This window comes from Streptomyces sp. GQ60, assembly GCF_059758875.1.
This window is the reverse complement of record NZ_JCAXEG010000008.1, coordinates 268698-294382: the sequence shown is the minus strand read 5'-3', so window position 1 is coordinate 294382 and position 25685 is coordinate 268698. Positions and strand designations below refer to the sequence as shown.

The 25685-nt window shown below is 70.0% G+C and carries 25 protein-coding genes; 21 read left to right on the top strand and 4 right to left on the bottom strand.

What is annotated here, in order from left to right:
• The first annotated feature begins 5 nt into the window (after positions 1-5).
• Entirely contained in the window at positions 6-974 is a 969-nt protein-coding gene (locus AC6CKD_RS22195) for a tRNA (adenine-N1)-methyltransferase (RefSeq protein WP_498329244.1), read from the top strand.
• Between the two features lie 248 nt (positions 975-1222).
• Entirely contained in the window at positions 1223-1849 is a 627-nt protein-coding gene (locus AC6CKD_RS22190) for a hypothetical protein (protein ID WP_498329242.1), read from the top strand.
• A 4-nt stretch (positions 1850-1853) separates the two neighbouring features.
• Here the strand turns inward: AC6CKD_RS22190 and AC6CKD_RS22185 are convergent, their stop codons facing one another.
• Positions 1854-2174, bottom strand: coding sequence for a ferredoxin (locus AC6CKD_RS22185; RefSeq protein WP_266910134.1), 321 nt, complete (start codon positions 2172-2174; stop codon positions 1854-1856).
• A 264-nt stretch (positions 2175-2438) separates the two neighbouring features.
• Here AC6CKD_RS22185 and arc point away from each other — a divergent pair, with 264 nt between their 5' ends.
• The 6 genes from arc to prcA all read left to right on the top strand — a co-directional run bounded on the left by arc (position 2439) and on the right by prcA (position 8606).
• Positions 2439-4205, top strand: a complete 1767-nt coding sequence (gene arc, locus AC6CKD_RS22180) for a proteasome ATPase (protein WP_385373510.1) — start codon at positions 2439-2441, stop codon at positions 4203-4205.
• Between the two features lie 251 nt (positions 4206-4456).
• Entirely contained in the window at positions 4457-5968 is a 1512-nt protein-coding gene (gene dop / locus AC6CKD_RS22175; protein WP_498329239.1) for a depupylase/deamidase Dop, read from the top strand.
• Positions 5969-6162: 194 nt separating this feature from the next.
• Positions 6163-6375 carry a ubiquitin-like protein Pup gene (locus AC6CKD_RS22170; RefSeq protein ID WP_133898495.1) on the top strand — a complete coding sequence of 71 codons (213 nt, stop codon included), beginning with the start codon at positions 6163-6165 and terminating at the stop codon, positions 6373-6375.
• Positions 6376-6405: 30 nt separating this feature from the next.
• The gene (locus AC6CKD_RS22165; protein WP_498329237.1) at positions 6406-6999 is read left to right on the top strand and encodes an endonuclease VII domain-containing protein; all 594 of its coding nucleotides are present in this window, start codon (positions 6406-6408) and stop codon (positions 6997-6999) included.
• A complete protein-coding gene (gene prcB, locus AC6CKD_RS22160; RefSeq protein WP_243334024.1) occupies positions 6951-7790 on the top strand; it encodes a proteasome subunit beta in 840 nt (279 codons plus the stop codon). Before AC6CKD_RS22165 ends, prcB begins: the two co-directional genes overlap by 49 nt.
• A 51-nt stretch (positions 7791-7841) precedes the next feature.
• A complete protein-coding gene (gene prcA / locus AC6CKD_RS22155; protein WP_403713293.1) occupies positions 7842-8606 on the top strand; it encodes a proteasome subunit alpha in 765 nt (254 codons plus the stop codon).
• A 76-nt stretch (positions 8607-8682) separates the two neighbouring features.
• Here prcA and AC6CKD_RS22150 read toward each other — a convergent pair whose 3' ends face one another.
• The gene (locus AC6CKD_RS22150; RefSeq protein ID WP_498329235.1) at positions 8683-9684 is read right to left on the bottom strand and encodes a LacI family DNA-binding transcriptional regulator; all 1002 of its coding nucleotides are present in this window, start codon (positions 9682-9684) and stop codon (positions 8683-8685) included.
• A 144-nt stretch (positions 9685-9828) separates the two neighbouring features.
• Between AC6CKD_RS22150 and AC6CKD_RS22145 the strand changes: the two genes are divergently transcribed.
• The 13 genes from AC6CKD_RS22145 (at position 9829) to AC6CKD_RS22085 (ending at position 22895) form a co-directional block, all read left to right on the top strand.
• Complete coding sequence (locus AC6CKD_RS22145) at positions 9829-11127, top strand: MFS transporter (RefSeq protein WP_498329233.1); 1299 nt, start codon at positions 9829-9831, stop codon at positions 11125-11127.
• Positions 11128-11251: 124 nt separating this feature from the next.
• Positions 11252-12613 (top strand): Pup--protein ligase, encoded by a 1362-nt coding sequence (pafA, locus tag AC6CKD_RS22140; RefSeq protein ID WP_053678744.1) that lies wholly within the window; start codon positions 11252-11254, stop codon positions 12611-12613.
• A 126-nt stretch (positions 12614-12739) separates the two neighbouring features.
• Positions 12740-13681, top strand: a complete 942-nt coding sequence (locus AC6CKD_RS22135) for an FKBP-type peptidyl-prolyl cis-trans isomerase (RefSeq protein ID WP_498329231.1) — start codon at positions 12740-12742, stop codon at positions 13679-13681.
• A gap of 48 nt (positions 13682-13729) precedes the next feature.
• A complete protein-coding gene (locus AC6CKD_RS22130) occupies positions 13730-14116 on the top strand; it encodes an FKBP-type peptidyl-prolyl cis-trans isomerase (protein WP_498329229.1) in 387 nt (128 codons plus the stop codon).
• A 145-nt stretch (positions 14117-14261) separates the two neighbouring features.
• Positions 14262-15224, top strand: a complete 963-nt coding sequence (locus AC6CKD_RS22125; protein WP_498329227.1) for a helix-turn-helix transcriptional regulator — start codon at positions 14262-14264, stop codon at positions 15222-15224.
• Between the two features lie 80 nt (positions 15225-15304).
• Positions 15305-16318 carry a helix-turn-helix transcriptional regulator gene (locus tag AC6CKD_RS22120; RefSeq protein ID WP_498329226.1) on the top strand — a complete coding sequence of 338 codons (1014 nt, stop codon included), beginning with the start codon at positions 15305-15307 and terminating at the stop codon, positions 16316-16318.
• A 23-nt stretch (positions 16319-16341) separates the two neighbouring features.
• Positions 16342-16554 carry a CpXC domain-containing protein gene (locus tag AC6CKD_RS22115; RefSeq protein ID WP_243334037.1) on the top strand — a complete coding sequence of 71 codons (213 nt, stop codon included), beginning with the start codon at positions 16342-16344 and terminating at the stop codon, positions 16552-16554.
• Positions 16555-16580: 26 nt separating this feature from the next.
• On the top strand, positions 16581-16781 hold the full coding sequence (locus AC6CKD_RS22110) for a hypothetical protein (RefSeq protein WP_498329224.1): 201 nt from the start codon (positions 16581-16583) through the stop codon (positions 16779-16781).
• 170 nt (positions 16782-16951) lie between these two features.
• Positions 16952-17251, top strand: coding sequence for a Sec-independent protein translocase subunit TatA (tatA, locus tag AC6CKD_RS22105; RefSeq protein WP_498329222.1), 300 nt, complete (start codon positions 16952-16954; stop codon positions 17249-17251).
• Positions 17252-17312: 61 nt separating this feature from the next.
• Positions 17313-18278: a twin-arginine translocase subunit TatC gene (gene tatC, locus AC6CKD_RS22100; protein ID WP_498329220.1), complete on the top strand. Its 966-nt coding sequence runs from the start codon at positions 17313-17315 to the stop codon at positions 18276-18278.
• Between the two features lie 37 nt (positions 18279-18315).
• Positions 18316-19224, top strand: a complete 909-nt coding sequence (locus AC6CKD_RS22095; RefSeq protein WP_498329218.1) for a diacylglycerol kinase — start codon at positions 18316-18318, stop codon at positions 19222-19224.
• Between the two features lie 65 nt (positions 19225-19289).
• Positions 19290-22151 (top strand): DEAD/DEAH box helicase, encoded by a 2862-nt coding sequence (locus AC6CKD_RS22090; protein ID WP_498329217.1) that lies wholly within the window; start codon positions 19290-19292, stop codon positions 22149-22151.
• A gap of 90 nt (positions 22152-22241) precedes the next feature.
• On the top strand, positions 22242-22895 hold the full coding sequence (locus tag AC6CKD_RS22085) for a TetR/AcrR family transcriptional regulator (protein ID WP_498329215.1): 654 nt from the start codon (positions 22242-22244) through the stop codon (positions 22893-22895).
• 11 nt (positions 22896-22906) lie between these two features.
• On the opposite strand, the gene AC6CKD_RS22080 is transcribed toward AC6CKD_RS22085, so the two are convergent.
• Both AC6CKD_RS22080 and AC6CKD_RS22075 read right to left on the bottom strand, forming a co-directional pair.
• A complete protein-coding gene (locus AC6CKD_RS22080; protein ID WP_498329213.1) occupies positions 22907-23872 on the bottom strand; it encodes an RluA family pseudouridine synthase in 966 nt (321 codons plus the stop codon).
• A 69-nt stretch (positions 23873-23941) separates the two neighbouring features.
• Positions 23942-25504 (bottom strand): serine hydrolase, encoded by a 1563-nt coding sequence (locus AC6CKD_RS22075; RefSeq protein WP_498329211.1) that lies wholly within the window; start codon positions 25502-25504, stop codon positions 23942-23944.
• Positions 25505-25685: the final 181 nt, after the last annotated feature.

Below are 25685 nucleotides of genomic sequence, written 5' to 3'. Positions count from 1 at the left end.
GTCACATGTCCGAACCGACCGGTGCCGCCCGCCGACGCGGGCCCTTCGAGGTCGGGGACCAGGTACAGCTCACCGACCCCAAGGGCCGCCACTACACGTTCACGCTCGAAGCCGGGAAGAATTTCCACACCCACAAGGGTTCCTTCCCGCACGACGAGCTGATCGGCTCCCCCGAGGGAAGCGTTGTCCGTACCACGGGCAACGTCGCCTACCTCGCGCTGCGTCCCCTGCTCCCCGACTATGTCCTGTCCATGCCCCGCGGTGCCGCCGTGGTCTACCCCAAGGACGCAGGCCAGATCCTGGCCTTCGCCGACATCTTCCCCGGCGCCCGCGTCGTCGAAGCAGGCGTCGGCTCCGGCTCCCTGAGCAGCTTCCTGCTGCGCGCCATCGGCGACCAGGGCATGCTCCACAGCTACGAGCGCCGCGCCGACTTCGCCGAGATCGCCACCGCCAACGTCGAGCGCTACTTCGGCGGCCCGCACCCCGCGTGGCAGCTGACCGTCGGCGACCTCCAGGACAACCTGTCCGACACGGACGTCGACCGCGTGATCCTCGACATGCTCGCCCCCTGGGAATGCCTGGAGGCCGTCTCCAAGGCGCTGGTCCCCGGCGGCATCCTCTGCTGCTACGTGGCCACCACCACCCAGCTCTCCCGGACCGTCGAATCCATCCGCGAGTTCGGCTGCTACGCCGAACCGCAGCCCTGGGAATCGATGATCCGCAACTGGCACGTCGAGGGCCTGGCCGTCCGCCCCGACCACCGGATGATCGGCCACACCGGCTTCCTCGTCACCGCCCGCCGCCTCGCGGACGGCGTCGAGCCGCCCATGCGCCGCCGCCGCCCCTCCAAGGGCGCCTACGGCGAGGACTACGACGGCCCCGGCAGCCGGTCCGCAGCCAAGACCGCGGAGACGGCCGCCACGGCCGCCACGGTCGCGGCCGAGACCACCGCCGACACCGGCGACGGCGCCTGAGCCGCTGAGGGCCCGAGGGCCTGAGGACCGCCCGGCCACCCGGCAGGGCGACCCGCACCACCAACACGAAGACGCCGTGCCGCAGTTCCCCCGGACCAACCGGGAACTGCGGCACGGCGTCTTTTCGTTGCCCTACGGGCCGGTCCCGCGCGAGCGGCCCCACCGGTCCGGACCCACCCGTTCCACCCCCATGTGAGGTGTGGCACGATGCTGGCTCCCCGTCACCCTTCGCACAGGAGACACCCCGCGTGCCGCACAGCCCCGCCGAGCCGGCGCCGAGCACCCCCGCCCCGGCACACCACCGGACCCGGCCCGTCCACTGGCTGGCCACCGCCTCGGCCCTGGCCGCCGTCATAGCCGGCGCCGGACTCCTGCAACCCGCCCCGGCCACCGGAGCCTCCGCGGACCCGGTACGCCCCACGGGCCCCGCGAGCCCGGACCACGGCCAACAGGCCGCCACCGCGGCCGCTCCCGACGCGCACGCCGTCACCTACCCACTGGACTGCAAGGGCGCTCCACAAGCCGTCACCGCCACCGCCGAAGGCGACCTCGACGGCGACGGCCGCCCCGAAACCGTCGCGGCCGTCCGCTGCGACGCCGGCTCCGGCACCCCGCCCCACGCGATCTACGTCCTCGCCCGGGACCCGGCGAAAACCGCGAACCCCCGCGTCGTCGCCACGCTCCTCGAAGCAGCCCGCAAGCAGACCGCGACCGATCTCACCGTGCGCGACGGCCTCGTCACCGCGAGCCTCCTCGGGTACTCATCGCCCGAAGTGCCCCGCTACAGCCCCGACACCGAGCAGCTCGCCAAGTGGCGCTGGACCGGCGGAAAATTCCGCCAGGAGCTTACGGACTCGACGCCCACAGGTGTTTGAACCGTCACTCCGCGTCTGGGCCGAAGACTTCCACCCTGTCTGAAACCCGCCTTACATGGATGCAATCCCCGGGACATTCCTTCGCGGAATCCACCACGTCCTGAAGCAGCACCAGGGGAACCGGAGTGGTCGCCCCCGCCTCCACGAGCAACTCGTCGGCAGGGCTCTTCACGTACGCCAGACCATCGATGTCCAGCTCGAACACCTCCGGCGCGTACTGCACACAGATGCCGTCGCCAGTGCAGAGGTCCTGGTCGATCCAGACCTCGAGCGGCTCTCCGGCCACGCCGGAACCCCCCGCGGAAACCTCCTGCTGCACGGTCATATCTCCTGCCGTTCCCTGCTTCGAGTGATCCATCCCGGTCACGACTCGCGGCAAGTCGCACGAGCTCTGACGGGTGTTGAACAGTTCGACCTTACAACCGGCCGCTTCCCGAGTTTGATGGGTGGGTATTTCCTTGGCGTGAGGGAGTACGCAAGGGTGAAGATCGGACACACCCCTACCGTCTTTGTGATCTAGGGGTTTCAATCACCACCAGCCCAGGTAGGGTCAGAAAGCGTCCAGCTCCCCTTGGAGGAGGTGAGGACCGTGGCAGCCCACGACGACGACATCAACCGCGGCATCCGGCCCGGGCGAGGGTCTGAGGACCCCGCCGGCCAGGTTGCCTATCTCGAGCAGGAAATCGCCGTCCTGCGACGTAAGCTCGCCGACTCTCCGCGACACACGAGGATTCTCGAAGAGCGGATCGTCGAGCTCCAGACAAACCTGGCAGGCGTCTCCGCACAGAACGAGCGGCTGGCGAACACCCTGCGCGAGGCCCGCGACCAGATCGTGGCCCTCAAGGAAGAAGTCGACCGGCTCGCACAGCCGCCGGCCGGCTTCGGAGTCTTCCTGCAATCGAACGAAGACGGAACCGTCGACATCTTCACCGGCGGCCGAAAGCTCCGAGTGAACGTGAGCCCCAGCGTCGAACCGGAAGACCTCCGGCGCGGCCAGGAGGTCATGCTCAACGAGGCCCTCAACGTGGTCGAGGCCATGGAGTACGAGCGGGCCGGGGACATCGTCACCCTCAAGGAAATCCTCGAGGACGGCGAGCGCGCCCTGGTGGTCGGGCACACCGACGAGGAAAGGGTGGTGAGGCTCGCCGAGCCGCTCCTGGACGTCACCATCCGCCCCGGCGACTCCCTGCTGCTCGAACCCCGCTCCGGCTACGTCTACGAGATCGTCCCCAAGAGCGAAGTCGAAGACCTCGTCCTCGAAGAGGTCCCGGACATCGACTACGACAAGATCGGCGGCCTGGGCGACCAGATCGAACTGATCCGCGACGCCGTCGAGCTCCCCTACCTCTACCCCGACCTCTTCAAGGAACACGAACTGCGGCCCCCCAAGGGCATCCTGCTCTACGGCCCTCCCGGCTGTGGCAAGACGCTCATCGCCAAGGCCGTGGCCAACTCCCTTGCCAAGAAGGTCGCCGAAGTCACCGGCCAGCCCACCGGGAAGTCCTACTTCCTGAACATCAAGGGCCCCGAACTCCTCAACAAGTACGTCGGCGAGACCGAGCGGCACATCCGCCTCGTCTTCCAGCGTGCGAGGGAGAAGGCGAGCGAGGGCACCCCCGTCATCGTCTTCTTCGACGAGATGGAATCCCTCTTCCGCACCCGCGGATCCGGAGTCAGCTCGGACGTGGAGAACACCATCGTCCCCCAGCTGCTCGCCGAGATCGACGGCGTGGAAGGCCTGGAGAACGTCATCGTCATCGGCGCCTCCAACCGCGAGGACATGATCGACCCGGCCATCCTGCGCCCCGGCCGGCTCGACGTGAAGATCAAGATCGAGCGACCCGGCGCCGAGGCCGCGAAGGACATCTTCGCGAAGTACCTCAAGGCCACCCTGCCCCTGCACACCGACGACCTCGGTGAGCACCAGGGATCCACCGCCGAAACCGTCCACAGCATGATCCAGACCGTCGTCGAGCAGATGTACGCCGAAACCGAGGAAAACCGCTTCCTCGAGGTCACGTACGCCAACGGCGACAAGGAAGTCCTCTACTTCAAGGACTTCAACTCGGGCGCGATGATCCAGAACATCGTGGACCGTGCGAAGAAGATGGCCATCAAGGCCTTCCTCGAGCACAACCAGAAGGGCCTTCGCGTCGCCCATCTCCTCCAGGCTTGCGTGGACGAGTTCAAGGAGAACGAAGACCTGCCCAACACCACCAACCCCGACGACTGGGCCCGAATCTCCGGAAAGAAGGGCGAGCGGATCGTATTCATCCGAACCCTCGTCACCGGAAAGCAAGGCGCGGACACCGGACGCTCCATCGACACGGTGGCCAACACCGGTCAGTACCTCTGACAAAGCGGGCCGGCTGCGGGCGCCCGGCAAGGGCACCCGCAGCCGACTGCTTTACCAACTGCTCTTTTCAGCCGGTGACAGGTCAAAGTCAATGACTGAAATGATCTCCCCGCCAGCGCGGAGTGGTTCTAGGCTCTTCCATACCGCAGGTCGCGCAGTGCGGGGACGGGCACCGCACACGACGCACCGGAGCACCAGCGGTACTTGAGCGCCGCTCCCGAACGGGAGCGCCGCCGGGCAAGGAGGGCCGCATGACCGTACGGCGAGTAATGGGGATCGAGACGGAGTACGGGATCTCCGTCCCGGGGCACCCGAACGCCAATGCCATGCTCACCTCGTCCCAGATCGTCAACGCCTACGCGGCGGCGATGCACCGGGCGCGACGCGCCCGCTGGGACTTCGAGGAAGAGAACCCGCTGCGGGACGCCCGCGGCTTCGACCTCGCCCGCGAGGCCGCCGACAACAGCCAGCTCACCGACGAGGACATCGGCCTCGCCAACGTCATCCTCACCAACGGCGCACGCCTCTACGTGGACCACGCACACCCCGAATACAGCTCCCCGGAGATCACCAACCCGCTCGACGCCGTCCTCTGGGACAAGGCCGGCGAGCGCATCATGGCCGAGGCCGCCGTCCGGGCCGCCCAGCTCCCCGGAGCCCAGCCCATCCACCTCTACAAGAACAACACCGACAACAAGGGCGCCTCCTACGGCACGCACGAGAACTACCTGATGAAGCGGGAAACCCCCTTCTCGGACATCGTGCGCCACCTCACCCCCTTCTTCGTCTCCCGCCTCGTCTTCACCGGCGCCGGCCGTGTCGGCATCGGCCAGGACGGCCGCGAACACGGCTTCCAGATCAGCCAGCGCGCCGACTACTTCGAAGTCGAGGTCGGCCTGGAGACCACCCTCAAGCGCCCCATCATCAACACCCGGGACGAGCCGCACTCGGACGCCGAGAAGTACCGCCGGCTCCACGTGATCATCGGCGACGCCAACCTCTCCGAGATCTCCACCTACCTCAAGCTCGGCACCACCGCACTCGTCCTGTCCATGATCGAAGACGGCTACATCAACGTCGACCTCGCCGTGGACCAGCCCGTGCGCACCCTCCACCAGGTCTCCCACGACCCGGACCTGCAGCACCTCATCACGCTGCGCAGCGGCCGGACGCTGACCGCCGTACAGCTCCAGATGGAGTACTACGAGCTGGCCCGGAAGTACGTGGAGGAGCGTTTCGGCTCCGACGCGGACGAGCAGACCAAGGATGTGCTGGCCCGCTGGGAGGACGTACTGGGCCGGCTGGAGACCGACCCGATGAGCCTGTCGGGAGAGCTCGACTGGATCGCGAAGCGGGAGCTCCTGGAGGGCTACCGGCGCCGGGACGGCCTCGAATGGGACGCGGCCCGCCTCCACCTGGTGGACCTCCAGTACGCGGACGTACGGCCCGAGAAGGGGCTGTACAACCGCCTGGTGGCCCGCGGCAAGATGAAGCGCCTGCTGGACGAGACGGCGGTGCAGCGGGCGCAGAGCAAGCCGCCGGAGGACACCCGGGCGTACTTCCGGGGGCGGTGCCTGGAGCAGTACGCGGACGACGTGGCGGCGGCCTCGTGGGACTCGGTGATCTTCGACCTGCCCGGCCACGACTCCCTCCAGCGGGTCCCGACCCTGGAACCCCTGCGGGGCACCCGTGCCCACGTGAAGGAGCTCCTGGACCGCTGCCGCACGGCGGAGGACCTGGTCCGGGTGCTCTCGGGACGCTGAGGCCTTTCCGGTACCCGGCGCGGGGGCTGAAAGGCCCCCGGCCCGGGAATCATGAACACATCCGGACGTTGTGAAAGTACCGGGACGGATGTCGGGCCCTCCTTGTAGGGTCGACGTAGAGTCTGATCTTGAGGGATCCCGAATTCGCGGGGTCTTTCGACGTGAGCGTGCGAACCGAGCGGGGTGAGCTAGACATGGCGACCAAGGACACCGGCGGCGGACAGCAGAAGGCGCAGCGCTCGACCGAGGAGGTCGAGGAGGCTGCGGTCGAAGAATCGACCGACCTCAAGGAGCGACAGGAAAAGCTCTCGGACGACGTCGACTCCGTACTCGACGAAATCGATGATGTGCTCGAAGAGAACGCCGAGGACTTCGTTCGAAGCTTCGTTCAAAAAGGCGGCCAGTAGCCTTCGAATCGAAGGTAAAGGGTGGGGTGGATGCCCGAAAGGGCGGGGTCGAAGCGTTGTGTGCGGTGTGGTGAGGAGCGGCCGCACACTGCCTTCGCTATCAAGCGGTCGAACATAGACGGCCTACAAAAACACTGCCGGGACTGTGCTGGGAGGTATCACCTCAAGGCGCCACTGGTAGAGGCCAAGGTGATCCGTCCGGGCGTGGAAGTGTCGGAAGGGCTCAAGCTCTGCACGCGCTGCAGGGAGGTCAAGCCGCACGTCGAGTTTCACCGCAACGCATCCGCCCCAGACGGTCGCAATGCACGCTGCAAGGCGTGTCGGGCGAGCGAAGGTCGGGCAGGTCACCTCAAGCGCAAGTACGGCATTACTGAGGCTGAGCGGGACCAGGCGATCGCGGATCAGGGTGGCCTCTGCTGTCTCTGCCTCAGGGCCCCTGCCGTACATGTGGATCATTCCCACAGTACGGGTAGGGTCCGTGGCGTACTTTGCTTCAACTGCAACGTAGGCCTTGGCCTATTGAAGGAAAACCCGGACCGCATGCGTCGGGCGGCCGAATATCTGGAAGGAAACCTGTGGAACCCAACACTCGAAGCACAGGGCGTCTACCGGCAGCCTTCCTGACGCCGGGGTCGTCGTCCTTCATGGACTTCTTGGGCGCGCACCAGCCCGAGATGCTCCCGGGCAACCGGAAGCTGCCCGACGGGGTCATCGAGGCGCCGCACGGGACGACCATCGTGGCCGCCACCTTCCCCGGCGGGGTGGTCCTCGCCGGTGACCGGCGGGCGACCATGGGGAACATGATCGCGCAGCGGGACATCGAGAAGGTGTTCCCGGCGGACGAGTACTCCGCCGTCGGCATCGCCGGCACCGCCGGTCTGGCCGTGGAGATGGTGAAGCTGTTCCAGCTGGAGCTGGAGCACTTCGAGAAGGTGGAGGGGGCCACCCTCTCCCTCGAAGGTAAGGCGAACCGGCTCTCCACCATGATCCGCAGCAACCTGGGCATGGCGATGCAGGGTCTGGCCGTGGTCCCGCTCTTCGCGGGGTACGACGAGGCCAAGGAGAGGGGCCGGATCTTCTCCTACGACGTGACCGGCGGCCGCTCCGAGGAGCACGGGTACGCCGCGACCGGGTCGGGCTCGATCTTCGCCCGGGGATCGATGAAGAAGCTGTACCACTCCAAGCTGACGGAGGAGGAGGCCACGACGCTCGTCGTGCAGGCGTTGTACGACGCCGCCGACGACGACTCGGCCACCGGCGGTCCGGACCTCTACCGCCACATCTACCCCATCGTCACCGTCATGACCGACGAGGGATTCCGCAGGCTGACCGACGAGGAGTCCTCGGAGCTGGCCCGCAAGATCACGAACCGCCGGCTGGAGCAGCCGGACGGTCCGCGCGCCGCTCTGCTCTGACCAGCCCCGCCCTGACCTCCTCGTCGTCCAGAAGAAAGGGACGGAAAGCCGGTGTCGACTCCGTTCTATGTGTCACCCCAGCAGGCCATGGCCGACCGGGCGGAATACGCCCGCAAGGGCATCGCCCGCGGCCGCAGCCTTGTTGTGATCCAGTACGCCGACGGCATCGTGTTCGTCGGTGAGAACCCGTCCCGCGCGCTGCACAAGTTCAGCGAGATCTACGACCGGATCGGCTTCGCGGCCGCCGGCAAGTACAACGAGTACGAGAACCTGCGCATCGGCGGTGTGCGCTACGCCGATCTGCGTGGATACACCTACGACCGCGACGATGTGACGGCCCGTGGGCTGGCGAACGTCTACGCGCAGACGCTCGGCACGATCTTCTCGAGTGCGGGGGAGAAGCCGTACGAGGTGGAGCTGGTGGTGGCGGAGGTCGGTGCGACCGCCGCGGGCGACCAGATCTACCGGCTGCCGCACGACGGGTCGATCGTCGACGAGCACGGGTCCGTTGCCGTGGGTGGCAACGCCGAGCAGATCAGCACCTATCTGGATCAGCGGCACCAGGACGGGATGACCCTGGCCGAGGCGCTGAAGCTGGCGGTGCAGGCGCTGTCGAGCCAGGCGAACGGTGCGGACAAGTCGATTCCGGCGGAGCGGCTGGAGGTGGCGGTGCTGGACCGTACGCGGGCTCAGCAGCGCAAGTTCAAGCGGATCCGTGGCCGGCAGCTGTCGCGGCTGCTGGAGGCGGACGTTCCGGCGGCCGCTCAGGCGGATGCCGTGTCGAACGACGAGGCTCCCGAAGAGGAAGCCGAGTAGAGCGAGCAGTGAGTGGTGGGTGAGCGCCCCTGGCCTTCGGGTCGGGGGCGCTTTCGCGTTTCCGGGCGCTCGGGGCTCAGGTGGTCGGTGCCGGGCCCGTGGAGTCGCGGACGACGAGGTGGACCGGGATGTCGACGGGGGTCCAGGGGGTGCCTTCGAGGACGGCGAGGAGGGCGGTCATGCCCTGTTCGCCGACGCGTTCGGCGGGGAGGTGGATGGTGGTGAGTTCCGGTTCGACGGCGGTGGCGAGGGCGAGGTCGTCGAAGCCGGTGACGGAGAGGTCCTCGGGGACGCGCAGGCCGAGGCGGCGGGCGGCTTTGCAGGCGCCGGCGGCCAGGATGTCGTCGTCGCAGACGACGGCGGTGGGGCGGCGGTCCGCGGAGGCGTCCAGGGCGGTCTCCATGGCCGTACGGGCGGCTTCCACGCTGAGGTGGGCCCGTACGGTGCGCAGCTCCGCGGTGGGCGGCAGGTGGGCGGCGAGGGCGTTCGCGCGGACGTCGAAGGTCCAGGAGTCGATGGCGGAGGCGAGGTGGAGGAAGCGGTGGTGGCCGTGGGTGAGGAGGTGTTCGGCGGTTTGGCGCATGCCGTCGGCGATGGCGAGGTTGACGTGGGCGGCGGCGGGGCCGGCGGCGGGGTCGCTGTCGAGCATGACGAGCGGGAGTTCGTTGCCGCCGATGGCTTCGAGGGCGTCGGCGGCCATGGAGGAGGCGATGACTCCGTCGAGGGCGGCGCGGGCGGAGGCGAAGGGGTCGCGGGCGGGGCCGGTGCCGTCGGGGGAGGGGTAGAGGACGACGCCGAAGCCGTGTCGGGCGGCGACGCGGGCGGCTCCGGTGTAGACGCGGGCGAAGAATTCGTTGGTGAGGGCGGGGACGACGAGGAGGGCGGTGCGGGTGGAGCCGAGGCGGAGGTTGCGGGCGGCGAGGTTGGGGCGGTAGCCGAGTTCGGTGGCGGTGTGGCGGACGTGGTCGGCGGTGCGTTCGGAGACGCGGCCGCGCCATTTGTCGCCGAGGACGAGGGAGACGGTGGCCTGGGAGACTCCGGCGGCGGTGGCCACGTCGCGGCTGGTGGGTCTCGTCACACGGTGCTCCTGTAGTGCGAGGTCGCGGGGGTTGTCGGTGTCGGGTGGGTGGACCGTCCGACTGTGGTCATGGTACGTATGACCCGTCACGTTATACGTATTACTTGGGTACTCCCGGCTGGTTCCGGGCGGAAGGGGGCGGACATGGCCGCGGGTTACGCGGAGCTGCTCAGGACCCGGCATGCCGCGAGGCTGCTGGTGGGCACGCTCATAGGCCGGCTGCCGAACGGGACGGGGCCGATCGCGATCGTGCTGTTCACCCGGGCGGAGGGGGGCAGCTACAGCCTGGCGGGGGCGCTGGCCGCCGCGTACGGCGTGTCGAACGCGGTGGGGCAGCCGCTGCTGGGGCGGGCGGTGGACCTGTTCGGGCAGCCGCGGGTGCAGTTGCCGGCGGCGGTGGTGTCGGCGCTGGGCATGGTGTGGCTGGCGCTGGCCGGTACGGGGTCGGTGGCGGTGGCGTACGCGGCGGTGGTGGTCGCGGGGTTGTTCACGCCGCCGCTGGAGGGCGGGCTGCGGGCGCTGTGGCCGGGCGTGCTGGGCGGCAAGGAGGAGCGGGTGCACGCGGCGTACGCGATGGACGCGGTGGCCCAGGAGGTCATGTTCACGGTGGGGCCGCTGCTGGTGACGTTGTGCGTGGCGCTGTGGGATCCGGCCGTGGCGCTGCTGGTGCTCAACGGGATCGGGGTGCTGGGGGCGCTGTCCGTCGTGGTGTCGGAGCCTTCGCGTACGTGGCGTTCGGCGCCGCGGGAGGCGCACTGGCTGGGGGCGCTGCGTTCGCGGGGTCTGCTGGCGTTGCTGGGGGCGTTCTTCTTCGTGGGGACGGCGCTGGGTTCGATCACGGTGGCGGGCGTGGCGTACGCGGACGAGCACGGGGGTCAGGCGGTGTACGGCTGGCTGATGGCGGCGCTGGGTCTGGGTGCGCTGTTCGGTGGTGTGCTGTACGGGGCGCGGCAGTGGGCGGGTGCGCCGGAGCGGCGGCTCTGGGTGCTGCTGGCGTTGCTGGCGGTGTGTTACCTGCCGTTGATGCTGGTGCCGGGTGTGGTGGCGATGACGGGGTTCGCGGCGTTGGCGGGGGTGTTCCTGGCGCCGGCTCTGGCGTGTGCGTTCATCGTGGTGGACCGGCATGCTCCGGCGGGCACGGTGACGGAGGCGTTCTCGTGGCTGGTGACGTTCTTCGGGGTGGGTGCGGCGATCGGTACGGCGGCGGCGGGTCCTGCGGTGGAGGCCGGGGGTACGGCGGCGGGTTTCGCGGTGGCGGGTGTGGCGGGGTTCGCGGCGCTGCTGGTGTTGACGGTCACTCAGCGGGTGCTGGCGCGTCCGGGTGCGAGCCGTGCGGTGGCGGGTTCGGCACCGGGGTCGGTGGCTGGCTCGGCGGCGGGGCCTGCCGTGGGTTCGGCGGGGCCGTTGGAGGGCTCTGCGGAGGCCTCGGTGACGGGGGCTTAGACGGGCCGGCGGCCGTGTGTCGGGCGCGTGGCGGGCGGGCACCGGGGTGGCCTCTCGGGAAAATGATCGAAACGGCGCCTGCGAACTCGGTTTCAGAACAGAGCAGAAGGCGTAATGTTCAGTCATGGACCGCCGCATTTTCGGGCTGGAGAACGAGTACGGCGTCACGTGCACGTTCAGGGGACAGCGCCGACTGTCTCCTGACGAAGTGGCGCGCTACCTCTTCCGCCGTGTTGTGTCATGGGGCCGCAGTAGCAATGTCTTCCTGCGGAACGGCGCCCGCCTCTACCTCGACGTGGGTTCGCATCCGGAGTATGCAACTCCCGAATGCGACAACCTGATCGAACTGGTCACCCACGACAAGGCCGGCGAGCGCATTCTCGAAGGTCTGCTCGTCGACGCCGAACGCCGCCTGCACGAGGAGGGAATCGCGGGCGACGTCTATCTGTTCAAGAACAACACCGACTCGGCGGGAAACTCGTACGGCTGCCATGAGAACTACCTGGTGGCCCGGCACGGGGAATTCTCCCGGCTGGCGGACATTCTGATCCCGTTCCTCGTCACGCGGCAGCTGATCTGTGGTGCGGGCAAGGTGCTGCAGACGCCCCGGGGCGCGGTGTACTGCGTGAGCCAGCGGGCCGAGCACATCTGGGAGGGCGTCAGCTCGGCGACGACCCGTTCGCGGCCGATCATCAACACGCGGGACGAGCCGCACGCGGACGCGGAGCGGTACCGGCGGCTGCACGTGATCGTGGGCGACTCGAACATGTCCGAGACGACCATGCTGCTGAAGGTCGGGGCGACCGATCTGGTGCTGCGCATGATCGAGGCGGGCACGGTGATGCGGGATCTGACGCTGGAGAACCCGATCCGGGCGATCCGCGAGGTCAGTCACGACATCACGGGTCAGCGCAAGGTGCGGCTCGCGAGCGGTCGGGAGGCCTCCGCGCTGGAGATCCAGCGGGAGTACTACGACAAGGCGGTGGACTTCGCGGAGCGCCGGGGCATCCGTACGGGTGTGGTGGACCAGGTGCTGGAGCTCTGGGGCCGGACGCTGGACGCGATCGACGCGGAGGATCTGGACCGGATCGGGACCGAGATCGACTGGGTGATGAAGTACCAGCTGATCGAGCGGTACCGGGCGAAGCACAACATGACGATGTCGAATCCGCGGGTGGCTCAGATAGACCTCGCGTACCACGACATCCACCGCAGGCGCGGGCTGTACTACTTGCTGGAGCGCAAGGGGCAGGCGGCGCGGATCTGCAACGACCTCAAGATCTTCGAGGGGAAGTCGGTGCCTCCGCAGACGACGAGGGCGAGGTTGCGGGGTGACTTCATCCGTCGTGCGCAGGAGCAGCGGCGGGACTTCACGGTCGACTGGGTGCATTTGAAGCTGAACGACCAGGCGCAGCGGACGGTGCTGTGCAAGGACCCGTTCCGGTCGGTGGACGACCGGGTGGAGAAGCTGATCGCGGGGATGTAGGACGCCTCGTGGCGTGGTGTGACATCGCGCTGATCTTGGCCAGGGCCCCGTGCGGATCTCGTACGGGGCCCTGTCCACGCCTTAGAGTGGCGACGACCTATGTGCCGTCTGAGATCTGAGGAACACGTGCGCCGACTTGCCGGCCTGCTTGTCGTACCCCTTCTGCTGCTGTCGACAGCGGCGTGTGGCGACAGCGGCTCCGACTCCGCCGAGATGAAGAACGGGGCGCCCGCGATCACCAAGGGTGCCAAGTTCGGTGAGACCCCCACCCTGGCGAAGGGGACGGGTGCCCCGCCGAAGGAACTGAAGGTGGTGACCGTCAGCGAGGGTGACGGCCCGGTGCTGAAGAAGGGCGACATCGCCCAGGTCAACTACCTCGGCCAGGTCTGGGACGGCAAGGAGCCGTTCGACCAGAGCTTCGGCAAGGGCAAGCCGTTCGACGTGACCATCGGCGCGGGCCAGGTCATCAAGGGCTGGGACCAGGGCCTTGAGGGCAAGAAGGTCGGCAGCCGGCTGGAGCTCGTGATTCCGCCGGACCTCGGTTACGGCGAGCAGGGTTCGGGCGACAAGATCAAGCCGAACGCCACGCTGGTGTTCGTCGTGGACGTCGTCAAGGCCACCACCGTCCCGGTTTCGGCCACGGGCAAGGAGGTCCCGCAGACGGACGCCGCCCTGCCGAAGGTCGGTACGAACACGGACGGCAAGGAGGTCTCCGTGACCGTCCCGAAGGACGGGGCGGCGCCGGCCAAGCTCGTCTCGAACTACGTCCTGGAGTCCGGCGACGGCGCGGCCGTGAAGGACACCGACAGCGTGGTCGTCAAGTTCCACGGCAAGACGTGGAAGGACGACAAGACCTTCGAGAGCACCTACACCTCCGACCAGTCGGTGACGTGGCCGCTGGCGGAGCTCTCGGTCAAGGGTCTGAAGGACGGGATCGTCGGCAAGAAGGTCGGCAGCCGCGTCCTGCTGGTCATCCCGCCGGACCAGGGTTTCGGTGACAAGGAGCAGGGGACCATCCCGGCCAACTCGACGCTGGTCTTCAGTCTCGACATCCTCGCCGTGGTGTAAGACTGTCCGGGTTGTACCCCTGTTCGTAAGTTTTTGAGGAGCAGTTCCGTGAGCAACAAGCCCGAGAAGATCGAGAAGCCCGAGATCGACTTCCCCGAGGGTCCGGTCCCGGCCGACCTCGTCATCGAGGACATCTGGGAGGGCGACGGAGCCGAGGCCAAGGCCGGTTCCCGCGTCTCCGTCCACTACGTGGGCGTGGCCTTCTCCTCCGGTGAGGAGTTCGACGCTTCCTGGGGCCGCGGCGCGCCGCTGCAGTTCCAGCTCGGTGTCGGCCAGGTCATCTCCGGATGGGACCAGGGCGTTCAGGGCATGAAGGTCGGCGGCCGTCGCAAGCTGACGATCCCGGCCCACCTGGCGTACGGCGACCGTGGCGCCGGCGGTGCCATCAAGCCGGGCGAGACGCTGATCTTCGTGTGCGACCTGATGGGCGCCTGATCGGTCCGCTGCGAGACGTGCGGGGCCCCTGCCTTCGAGGCGGGGGCCCTCGCTTTTGCCCAGGACCGTCGGGGCGGTACGGTCAGCGGTCACGAGGGTGTACCGGGGACACGACTCGAAGGTCTGGAAGGGCGGATGGGCGTCGATGGCGATTGCCAAGGCCGAGCGGCTGATGAATCTGGCGCTGTGTCTGCTGGGGACGCGCCGGCCGCTCAGCAAGCGGGAACTGCGCGGTTCCATCGAGGCCTACATGGAAGCCGGGAACGACGAGTCCTTCAACCGCATGTTCGAGCGGGACAAGGATGATCTGCGGGAGCTCGGGCTGGTCATCGAGACCGTGGAGAACCTGGACGGCGACACCGGCTATCTGGCCCGCCGTGATTCCAACCGGCTGCCGCCCGTGGCGCTGGACGCCGAGGAGGCCGCGGCCCTGGGGCTCGCCGCCAAGGTCTGGCAGCAGGCCCGGCTGGCCGGGGCGGCGAGTGGTGCCCTGCAGAAGCTGCGGGCCGGCGGGATGCCGGAGGCCTCGGATCCGTACGAGGGCCAGCACAGTGCCATCGAGCCGCGGATCCCGGTGCACGAGGCGGCTTTCGAGCCGCTGATGCTCGCCTGCCGCGACCGACGTCCCGTCGTCTTCGACTACCGCAAGTCCACCGCGGCCCGTCCCGAGACGCGGCAGGTCGAGCCGTGGGCGCTGGAGTGCTGGCGCGGCCACTGGTACTTGGCGGGATTCGACCGCGACCGCGGGGCGGAGCGCGTGTTCCGGCTCTCCCGGATCACGGGCAAGGTCCGCTCGCGGGCGGCCAAGTACACCGCCGAGGTCCCGGACGTGGTGACCGTGCGGGAGACCGTGGCGAGCTGGGCCGGGGAGAGCGCGGAGCGCTCCGCGCTGATCCGGCTGCGGGCGGGGGCCGGCTATCCGCTGCGGGCCAAGGCCACGGCGGTGCGCGAGGGGGCCGACGGCGGGGGCTGGGACGAGCTGGAGATCCCGTACGGGCACGGTTTGGACGCCTGGCTGGTGGAGTTCGGTCCCGATGTCGTGGTGCTGGAGCCGGCGGACCTGCGGGCCGACGTGGTGGACCGGCTGCGGGCCGTGGCCAAGGGCTGACCCGGCCGCGCGCAGACGCGCGGGAGCGGGTGGACCGGGCAAGATCAGTGAGCAACGCCCTGAGGGGGAGACGTACCAGCATGGCTGCCAACGCCATCGACCAGACGCGCCGGATGCTGTCCCTGGTGACGTACCTGCGCGAGCGCCCGGGGGCGCACGTCGCGGACGTGGCCCGGGCCTTCGGGATCACCGAGGACGAGCTGATCTCGGACCTCGACGTGCTGCCCATGTGCGGGACCAGCTTCCGGGGCGGTGACCTGCTCGACATCGACACCGACGGGGAGCGCATCTGGTGGCGCAATCCCGACGCCTCGGGGGAGTCGACCGCGGAGCCGCTGCGGCTGGCCGCCGACGAGGCGACGGCGCTGCTGGTGGCCGCGCGGGCCGTGGCCACGCTGCCCGGGCTGCGCGAGGGGGACCGCCAGGCCCTGCTGCGGGCCACCGCCAAGCTGGAGGCGGCCGCGGGCGAGGCCGCCGGGGCCAGTTCCCGGCTCTCGGTGACCTTCGAGTCCGAGGGCGGGGTCTTCGCCGACGTGGACCGGGCCATCGCCGAGCAGCGCCGGCTGTGGCTGCGCTACTACTCTCCCGCGCGCGACGAGCTGACCGAGCGCAAGGTCGACCCGATCCGGCTGTTCGCCGTGGGGCACACCTATATGGAGGGGTGGTGCCACCTCTCCGAGGCCCGGCGCACCTTCCGTCTGGACCGGGTGGCGGAGATCCGGTTGCTCGACGAGCGGGCCGATCCGCCCGCCATCGAGCCCCGCGACCTGTCCGAGGGGCTGGTCCAGCCGGCCGCCGAGGACCCGGAGGTCGTGGTCGAGGTCGGTCCCGGCGGTCGCTGGGTGGCCGAGTACTACCCGCACGACAGCGCCGAGGAACTGCCCGAGGGGGGTCTGCGGATCACCCTGCGCACCCCCGATCCGGGCTCGCTGCGGCGCCTCGCGCTGCGGCTGGGCCGGGAGGGGCGGATCGTGGCCCCCGTCGCGCTGGCGGACAGCGCCCGCCGGGCGGCCCGGGAGGCGCTCGCCGCGTACGAGGGCATCGCGGCCGGGGGTGTGGCCGTCGAGCGCGGCTCGGCCGGGGAACAGGTCTGAGGGGCCGAGGGGGGATCCGCGCGATGTCGGTCGCGTTCAAGGCGTCCTGTCCCGACTGCCGGGCCCGCTTCGAGCTGGACGCGGGCTCCCTGCGCCTGGCCATCGGCGGCAGCCGGCGGACGACCTTCTACTCCTTCACCTGTCCCGAGTGCGGGGCTCCGGTGCGCAAACCGGCCGGTGAGCGCATCGTGGAACTGCTGACCGGTGGCGGCGTGAGCACCCTGCGCAGCGTGTGAGCCGCTCGGTGGCCTAGGCTCTTCGCATGCTGTGGCCGATGCTCGCAATCGCTCTGGGCTTCCTCGGGGTCGCCGTCCTCGCCGTCCTCGCCGTGCGGGTCTTCGTGGAGGTGCGCCGGCTCTCCGTCCAGGTCGCGGACGCCGGGCGCCGGATCGCGGACGCCTCCGCGGATCTGGAAGAGGCCGCGACGGGCCTGGCCAGGGCCGGGCGCTCCGTGCGGCCATAGCCATCGTCGGGCAACCGTCGTACTGTCTGACCACGCGATCGGTGATGCCCCAGGGGATTGCCTGGCGTTAACCCCCGGGGGTTACGATCGATGTCAGGACGGCTTACCGATCTCGGTCAGGGCCGTCCCGATTACCACAACCAGCCGTTTCGGTGAGAAGGAAGACACACATGATCGGCAATCTGAAGCCCCTCGAGATCCTCCTGATCGTCGCCGTGATCTTCCTGCTGTTCGGTGCCAAGAAGCTTCCCGACATGGCCCGCTCGCTCGGCAAGTCCGCCCGCATCCTCAAGAGCGAGGCGAAGGCGATGAAGAAGGAGGGGGAGGCGGAGGACGCCGCCACCGCTTCTTCCGTCGCCGATCAGGCGCCGCCGCAGCAGGCCACGGCCCCGCGCACGATCCAGGCCGCGCCCGGTGACGTCACCAGCGCCCGCCCCGTGAACGAGCCCAACCACACCACGCAGGGCTGACGGCGGCCGGTCAACCGGTCGCGCTCGCACCAGTCAACTGCAACGAGACAAGGGACGTGGGTTGCTCAAGTCTGCCCGCAAGCAGGAGAAGCAGGACCAGAAGGCAAAGGACGCCGAAGGGCGAATGCCTCTTGTCGAGCACCTGCGTGAGCTGAGAAACCGGCTGATGAAGGCGGTCCTCGCCGTCCTCGTGATCACCATCGTGGCCGCGTTCTTCTACAAGGACCTCATCGACTTCATGATGAAGCCGATCCTGGACTCCGTCGGCTGTAGCAACGGCGTGGTCGAGCAGCGCAACGGGAATCCCTGCGCCGCCATGACGGTCAACGGCCTCATCGCGCCGTTCTCCATCGCCCTGAAGGTCTCCCTCACCGCCGGTCTCGTGCTCTCCGCACCGGTGTGGCTGTACCAGCTGTGGGCGTTCGTGGCCCCGGGGCTGCACAACAACGAGAAGAAGTACGCCGTGGCCTTCGTGGCGGTCGGCGCCCCCCTGTTCGGGGCCGGCGCGGTCCTCGCGTACAACGTCCTGCCGCAGACCGCGGTGATCCTGCTGGAGTTCACGCCCGACAACGCGAGCAACCTGCTGCCGGTCGACGACTACCTCGACCTGGTCACGCGCATGGTCGTGGTCTTCGGCCTGGCCTTCGAGCTGCCGCTGCTGCTGATCCTGCTCAACGTCACCGGGGTGCTGACCGCGAAGCGGCTCGCGAGCTGGTGGCGGGCCATGGTGCTGGGCATCACCCTCTTCTCCGCGTTCGCGACGCCCACCGGTGACCCGCTGACGATGCTGGCCCTGGCCATGCCGATCGTCGCCCTGTACTTCGTCGCGCTCCTGTTCTGCTACCTCAACGACCGCAGGCGGGCACGGAACAACCCCGACGCGGGCCTCGACGACGACGAGGCCTCCGAGGTGGACCTGACCCCGGCGGAGGTGGGTGCGGTCGAGGCCGTGGCCGCTGCGGGCGCCCTGCCCGAACAGGCCGACGGCGGACGCCAGCGGATCAACGGCTACGACGACGCCACCTGATCGACGCAGGTCAGACCTGGCAGGTACATTCCCGTGGGTGAGTGCTGAGATCACCCTCTTCGTCAATCCCACCGCCGGAAGCGGCCGGGCCGCGCACGCCGCGCAGCCGGCCGCTTCCGCGCTTCGCGGGGCCGGTTTCTCGGTGCGGACCGTGGTCGGCGCCGATGCCCCCGACGCCCTGGCGCGGCTGCGCGCGGCGGTGCGCGAGGGCACCGGAGCGGTGATCGCGGTCGGCGGTGACGGGATGGTCTCCCTCGCGCTGCAGGCGCTCGCGGGCACCGCGGTGCCGCTCGGGGTGGTCGCGGTGGGCACCGGGAACGATTTCGCGCGCGCGATGGGACTGCCCGTACGGGAACCCGCGCGGGCGGGCCGGCTGGCCGCCGCGGCGCTCAAGGAGGGCCGGGTCCGCGAGATCGACCTCGGCCGGGTCCGCGGGGCGGGCGGGGCCGGCGGGGGCACCTGGTACGGGACCGTGCTGTGCTCCGGCTTCGACTCGCGGGTCAACGACCGGGGCAACCGGATGCGGCTGCCGGCCGGCCGGTTCAGGTACGACCTGGCGATGGCCCTGGAGCTGGCCGCGTTCCGGCCCTTCCCGTACCGGATCACCCTGGACGGCGGGCCGGTCCTGGAGACCGAGGCCACGCTGGTGGCCGTAGGCAACGGCTCCTCCTACGGCGGTGGCATGCGCATCTGCGCGGACGCGGTTCCCGACGACGGGCTCTTCGACGTCACCGTCGTCGGCGACTGCAGCCGCGCCACCCTGCTGAAGGTCTTCCCCCGGGTCTACAAGGGCACCCACCTCGACCATCCGAAGGTCACCGTCCACCGGGCGGCGAAGGTGACCCTGGAAGCGGCCGGCATCACGGCCTACGCGGACGGCGAGCCGCTGGGTCCGCTTCCGGTGAGTGCGCAGTGCGTCCCGGCGGCCCTGCGGCTCCTGGCGTAGGGCGTCCGGGCCCGCGCAAAAGATCGCGACTGTTGTCAGGGGCGGCGGGTAGGCTCGAAGACAAGATGACCGAAGAACTTTCTCCCGCCGAGCGGTACGCCGCTGCCCGGATCCGCGCCGCTGAAGCGGCCACGGCCCTGGCGCCCTTCCGTGAGATGTACGAATTCGACCTGGATCCCTACCAGATCGAGGCCTGCAAGGCACTGGAGGCCGGCAAGGGCGTCCTCGTGGCCGCCCCGACCGGTTCGGGCAAGACGATCGTCGGCGAGTTCGCCGTGCACCTGGCCCTCCAGCAGGGCCGCAAGTGCTTCTACACGACGCCCATCAAGGCCCTGTCGAACCAGAAGTACGCGGACCTCGTCAAGCGCTACGGCGCCGACAAGGTCGGCCTGCTCACCGGCGACAACAGCGTCAACGCCAATGCTCCGGTGGTCGTCATGACCACCGAGGTGCTCCGCAACATGCTGTACGCGGGCTCGCAGGCGCTGACCGGTCTGGGCTACGTGGTGATGGACGAGGTGCACTACCTCTCCGACCGCTTCCGCGGGGCCGTCTGGGAGGAAGTGATCATCCACCTCCCCGAGTCGGTGACGCTGGTCTCGCTGTCCGCCACCGTCTCCAACGCCGAGGAGTTCGGCGACTGGCTCGACACCGTGCGCGGCGACACCCGGGTGATCGTCTCCGAGGAGCGGCCCGTACCGCTGTGGCAGCACGTCATGGCCGGCCGGCGGATCTACGACCTCTTCGAGGAGGGGTCCGACCACGGCGGCCGCGGCTCCGCGCGTCGCGAGGTCAACCCCGACCTGCTGCGGATGGCGCGGGAGGAGAACACCAGCCGGTACAACCCGAAGGACCGGCGGCGCGGAAAGATGGTCCGCGAGGCGGACCGCGAGCGCGAGCGGCGCTCGCGCGGCCGGATCTGGACCCCTTCGCGTCCCGAGGTCATCGCCCGGCTGGACGGCGACGGGCTGCTGCCCGCCATCAACTTCATCTTCAGCCGGGCCGGCTGCGAGGCCGCCGTCCAGCAGTGCCTGTACGCGGGCCTGCGGCTCAACGACGACACCGCGCGCCTGAAGGTCCGCGAGATCGTGGAGGAGCGGACCGCCTCCATCCCCACCGAGGACCTGCACGTCCTGGGGTACTACGAATGGCTCGAAGGCCTGGAGCGGGGCATCGCCGCGCACCACGCGGGCATGCTGCCCACCTTCAAGGAGGTCGTCGAGGAGCTGTTCGTACGGGGCCTGGTGAAGGCGGTCTTCGCCACCGAGACGCTGGCGCTGGGCATCAACATGCCGGCGCGCACGGTCATCCTGGAGAAGCTCGTCAAGTGGAACGGCGAGCAGCACGCCGACATCACCCCCGGTGAGTACACGCAGCTCACCGGCCGGGCCGGGCGGCGCGGGATCGACGTCGAGGGCCACGCGGTGGTGCTGTGGCAGCGGGGCATGGACCCGGCGGGCCTGGCCGGGCTCGCGGGTACCCGTACGTATCCGCTGCGCTCCAGCTTCAAGCCCTCGTACAACATGGCCGTCAACCTGGTCCAGCAGTTCGGGCGGCACCGTTCGCGCGAGCTGCTCGAGACCTCGTTCGCGCAGTTCCAGGCCGACCGCTCGGTCGTCGGGATCTCCCGGCAGGTGCAGCGCAACGAGGAGGGTCTGGACGGCTACCGGGAGGGCATGACCTGCCACCTCGGTGATTTCGAGGAGTACGCGCGGCTGCGCCGCGACCTCAAGGACCGTGAGAACGACCTGGCCAAGCAGGGTGCCGCCCAGCGGCGGGCGCAGGCGGCCGCGTCGCTGGAGAAGCTCAAGCCGGGCGACATCATCCACGTGCCGACGGGCAAGTTCGCCGGGCTGGCCCTGGTGCTGGACCCGGGGGTTCCGGCCGGGCGGTCCAACGGGCACCGCGGGTACGAGTACACGGAGGGTCCGCGCCCGCTGGTGCTCACCGTGGAGCGGCAGGTCAAGCGGCTCGCGGGGATCGACTTCCCGGTCCCCGTCGAGGCCATCGAGCGGATGCGGATCCCCAAGACGTTCAACGCCCGCTCCCCGCAGTCCCGTCGGGACCTGGCCTCGCAGCTGCGGAGCAAGGCCGGGCACGTCACGGTGGAGCGCCACGCGCGCGGGCGGGCGGCCGCGGCCGACGACCGGGAGATCACGCGGCTGCGCACCGCGCTGCGGGCACACCCGTGCCACGGCTGCGACGAGCGCGAGGACCACGCCCGTTGGGCGGAGCGCTATCACCGGCTCCAGCGGGACACGCGTCAGCTGGAGCAGCGCATCGAGGGCCGGACGAACACCATCGCCCGCACCTTCGACCGGATCCACGCGCTGCTGACGGATCTGGACTACCTGCGCGAGGACGAGGTGACCCCGCACGGGCGGCGGCTCGCCAGGCTCTACGGGGAGCTCGACCTGCTGGCGTCGGAGTGCCTGCGGGCCGGCGTCTGGGAGGGGCTGAGCCCGGCCGAACTGGCCGCCTGCGTCTCGGCGCTGGTCTTCGAGGCCCGGCAGTCCGACGACGCGGTGGCGCCGAAGGTGCCGGGGGGCGCGGCGAAGGCCGCGCTCGGCGAGATGGTCCACATCTGGGGCCGGCTCGACGCACTGGAGGAGGAGCACGGCATCAACCAGGCGGAGGGCGTGGGCCAGCGCGAGCCGGACCTCGGCTTCGCGTGGGCGGTGTACCAGTGGGCCTCCGACAAGAGCCTGGACGAGGTGCTGCGCGAGGCGGAGATGCCGGCCGGCGACTTCGTGCGCTGGTGCAAGCAGGTCATCGACGTGCTGGGGCAGGTGGCCGCCGCGGCGCCCTCCGCTTCGGCATCTTCCTCCGCGGATTCCCCGGGGGGTGGCAGCACCGTGGCCCGCAACGCCCGCAAGGCGGTGGACGCGCTGCTGCGGGGTGTGGTGGCCTACAGCTCGGTGGGGTAGCCGGACTTGTAGGTTCCTCTAGAAGCCGACCTGGCCGGATCTCACCTCTTGCCATGATCGATTCGGTGTGTCCCGTGGCAAAATCAGGCCATGACTGGTGGAACGGATGACGGGCCGAGACGGGTCGGTCGGCCACGCGCCGATCAGCTGAGACCGGCGAGCGGGCGGCCGCCGCGCGAGGAACTCCTCTACGCGGCGGCCGAACTGTTCACGGTGAAGGGGTATGCGGCCACCACCACGCGGGCCGTGGCCGAACGGGCCGGAATGCGCCAGGCCACGATGTACCACTACTTCGGCGGCAAGGAGGAACTCCTCGCCGAACTCCTGGAGTCCACGGTCGCGCCCTCCCTGGAGCTGGCCCGCCGGCTGGTCCGGGACGCAGGCCCGCCGGCCGCCCGCCGGCTCTGGGAGCTGTGCCGCTCGGACGTGATGCTGCTCTGCGGGGGGCCGTACAACCTGGGCGCGCTCTACCTGTTGCCCGAGGTCTCAGGGGCGCGCTTCGCCCGCTTCCGCCGGATGCGCCAGGAACTCAAGGACATCTACCGGGAGTTGCTCAACGGCACCCGCGTCGGGGCCGAACTCGCCGGTGACCGGGCCGCGTTGGTTCTCCGCAACGACCTCGTCTTCGGTCTCATCGAGGGCGTGATGCTGATCCACCGCTCCGATCCGGCGCGCCCGGTGGCCGCCTTCGCGGAAGCCACCGCCGACGCGGCGCTGCGGATCGCGGACGTCGGCCGCCGCTAGCCCTCGCCGTCCTAGGCCCCGGATCCCGCTTCCCAGCCCGGCCGGTCCTCCCATGCCCGCAGGGCGCGGCCGCTCTCGATCCGGTGCGCGATCCCGGTGACCGGATCGGTGAACTCCAGGGTGCGGGCCAGGAGCTGGAGCGGACGGCGGTAGTCGTCGGGCGCCGGATCGCGGACCACCGGATAGACCGGGTCGCCCAGGATCGGCAGGCCCAGGCTGTTCATGTGCACCCGGAGCTGGTGGGTGCGTCCGGTGTGCGGGGTCAGCCGGTAGCGTCCGGTGTCCCCCCTGACCTCGAGGAGTTCGGCCAGGGTCTCGGCATTGGGTTCGGCGCCCGCGACCTCCGTCGCCGCCATCACCCCGCGGACCTTCTCGATGTGGCTGCGCAGGGTCCGGGGGAACTCCACCGCCGGGTCGTGGGGCGCGAGCGCCTCGTACTCCTTGCGGATCCGGCGCTCCTGGAACATCAGCTGGTAGGCGCCCCGGTCCTCGGGGCGGATGCTGAACAGCACCAGCCCGGCGGTCATCCGGTCCAGCCGGTGCGCGGGGCTCAGCGCGGGCAGGCCGAGCTCCACCCGGAGCCGGGCCAGGGCCGTCTGGAAGACGTGGCTGCCGCGCGGGGTGGTGGCCAGGAAGTGCGGTTTGTCGGCCACCAGCAGGTGCTCGTCGCGGTAGACGACCCCGATGGGGAAGGGCACCACGGGCTCGGGCGGCATGTCCCGGTGGAACCACAGGAAGCCGCCGGGCTCGTACGGGTCCCCCGGCCGCAGCACCCGGCCGCCGGCGCCCAGTACCCGGCCGTCCCGCAGCAGGCGGGCCATGGACTCGGCCCCGCGCGTGCCCTCGTAGCGTGCCGTGAGGTAGGAGCCGAGGTCCGGCCAGGTCCCGTCCGGGTCGGGGGGCAGCCGCATGCGGACCGGGTCGATGCCGGAGACCTGGGGCAGGGGCGCGTCGGGGATGTGGGATCTGCGCTTCACCGGGTACAGGCTATGCGGCGAGGTGCGGTGCCGGGCGGCGCGGGCCGGGCAAGATCCGCAAGAGACGGCCTAGCTGCGGGTGAAGGTGCCCAGGTGGTCGGCGTCCAGGTACTCGATGCGGACCGTGCGGTCGGCGGGGGAGAAGAACACCCCGGTGCGGCCGACCGCGTTCTCCCCGGCGGTCTCGTAGCTGAAGGTGTCCCCGTCGTAGTGGGTGAGGGGGAAGACCATCGGTTCCGGGCCGAGGGACAGGGTCAGCTCGCCCCCGCTCGTGGCCGCCACGGTGGCCTTGCCGTAGTAGGGGTTGTCGTACGTACCGGTGTACGCGGAGTCCTCCCCGGCCGGCTTCGCCCCGGTGGGCGGGCGGGCGTAGTCGGTGGCGGAGCGGCCCTCCGCGTCGATCCGGGCGTAGAGGGCGCCCGTCAGGGCCAGCCAGTCGGTGGTGGCCTTCCCGTGTTCGGCGGTGTCGAAGAAGTCGGCGGCGACGGCGTCGGGGAGGCCGACGGGGGCGCCGTTGGTGAGGACGACGATGCCGAGCTTCTCCAGCGGGAGCATGCTGACGCTGGTGTTGGCGCCGAGGGCGAAGGCGCCGGAGTGGCTCAGGCGCAGGCGGCCCGCGTCGTCGTAGCCGACGTTCCAGCCCAGCCCGTAGAAGCCGGTGCGGCCGGTGGGGGAGGCGGGCGGCTGCGACACGATCTCGGGCAGGTGGGTGCGGGCGAGGGTGTCGGCGGGGATGATCCGCTTGCCGTCGAGGGTGCCGCCGGAGAGCTGGAGGCGCAGCCAGCGGGACATGTCGCGGGCCGTGCTGCTCACCCCGCCGGCCGGGGCCTGGGCGTCGGGGTCGCGGACGTAGCGGGGGGTCCAGGTGCCGTCGCCCTTCGTGCCGTCGGGCGCGGCCTTCACATGGGTGGCGGCGCGGTCGGGGGCGTCGACGAAGGCCTGGAACTCGGTGCTGGTGTGCGTCATGCCGGCGGGCTTGAAGAGCGTGTCGGCGCTGAGCTTCTGCCAGGTGGTGCCCTGGGAGCGGGCGATCGCCTCGGCGGCGGCGGTGAACCCGTAGTTGGTGTAGGCGTAGCTCGCGCGGAAGGGGGTCAGCGGCGCCAGGCGCAGGTGGTCGAGGATGTTCGCCTGGTCGTAGCCGAGGTCCTCGAGGAGGTCGCCGGCGTGGTCGGGCAGGCCGCTGCGGTGGGAGAGCAGGTCGGCGGTGGTGACGTGCGAGGTCACCCACGGGTCCTTGAGGGCGAAGCCGGGGAGTTCGGTGTGCCGGTCGAAGTCGCCGGGCTCCTTGAGGACCCCGGCGGCGACGGTGGAGGAGATGGGCTTGGAGAGCGAGGCCACCTGGAAGACGGTGTCGGGGCCCACCGCGGCCGGGTCGCCGACGCGGCGCAGGCCGAAGCCCTTGAGGTAGACCACCTTGTCGTCGTGGACGACGGCGACGGAGACGCCGGGGACTCCCGTACGGCGCATCATCTCGGCGACGGTCGCGTCGAGGCGCCGCACCGCCGTGTCGACTTGGGCGTCGGTGAGCTGGGCGGTGGGCGCGGGCGGCGGGCTCGGCGCGGCGGTCGCCGTCCCGGCGGTGGCCAGGAGGGCGGCTGCTCCGGCTGCCGTGAATGCGCGGAGCGTACGCATGGGCTCATTGTCCCGCCGACCGGGTGACCCCGCCTCACGGGGCCGCTCGCCGCGGGATGCCGGGCGGGCGGGGTGTCATGGGCGGGGCGGGGGCATGGGCGCGGGGGGATGCGCGCGCGGGGGCATGGGCGCGGGGCATGGGCGAGCGGGGTGTCCTGGGTGGGCGGGGGCCCCGGATCCG

Coding starts and splice junctions, on each gene's coding strand:
- AC6CKD_RS22195 (WP_498329244.1), top strand. CDS start 6: ATGTCCGAACCGACCGGTGCCGCCCGCCGACGCGGGCCCTTCGAGGTC.
- AC6CKD_RS22185 (WP_266910134.1), bottom strand. CDS start 2,174: ATGACCGTGCAGCAGGAGGTTTCCGCGGGGGGTTCCGGCGTGGCCGGA.
- dop (WP_498329239.1), top strand. CDS start 4,457: ATGACCGTACGGCGAGTAATGGGGATCGAGACGGAGTACGGGATCTCC.
- AC6CKD_RS22170 (WP_133898495.1), top strand. CDS start 6,163: ATGGCGACCAAGGACACCGGCGGCGGACAGCAGAAGGCGCAGCGCTCG.
- AC6CKD_RS22165 (WP_498329237.1), top strand. CDS start 6,406: ATGCCCGAAAGGGCGGGGTCGAAGCGTTGTGTGCGGTGTGGTGAGGAG.
- AC6CKD_RS22145 (WP_498329233.1), top strand. CDS start 9,829: ATGGCCGCGGGTTACGCGGAGCTGCTCAGGACCCGGCATGCCGCGAGG.
- pafA (WP_053678744.1), top strand. CDS start 11,252: ATGGACCGCCGCATTTTCGGGCTGGAGAACGAGTACGGCGTCACGTGC.
- AC6CKD_RS22125 (WP_498329227.1), top strand. CDS start 14,262: ATGGCGATTGCCAAGGCCGAGCGGCTGATGAATCTGGCGCTGTGTCTG.
- AC6CKD_RS22120 (WP_498329226.1), top strand. CDS start 15,305: ATGGCTGCCAACGCCATCGACCAGACGCGCCGGATGCTGTCCCTGGTG.
- AC6CKD_RS22115 (WP_243334037.1), top strand. CDS start 16,342: ATGTCGGTCGCGTTCAAGGCGTCCTGTCCCGACTGCCGGGCCCGCTTC.
- AC6CKD_RS22110 (WP_498329224.1), top strand. CDS start 16,581: ATGCTGTGGCCGATGCTCGCAATCGCTCTGGGCTTCCTCGGGGTCGCC.
- tatA (WP_498329222.1), top strand. CDS start 16,952: ATGATCGGCAATCTGAAGCCCCTCGAGATCCTCCTGATCGTCGCCGTG.
- AC6CKD_RS22090 (WP_498329217.1), top strand. CDS start 19,290: ATGACCGAAGAACTTTCTCCCGCCGAGCGGTACGCCGCTGCCCGGATC.
- AC6CKD_RS22085 (WP_498329215.1), top strand. CDS start 22,242: ATGACTGGTGGAACGGATGACGGGCCGAGACGGGTCGGTCGGCCACGC.
- AC6CKD_RS22075 (WP_498329211.1), bottom strand. CDS start 25,504: ATGCGTACGCTCCGCGCATTCACGGCAGCCGGAGCAGCCGCCCTCCTG.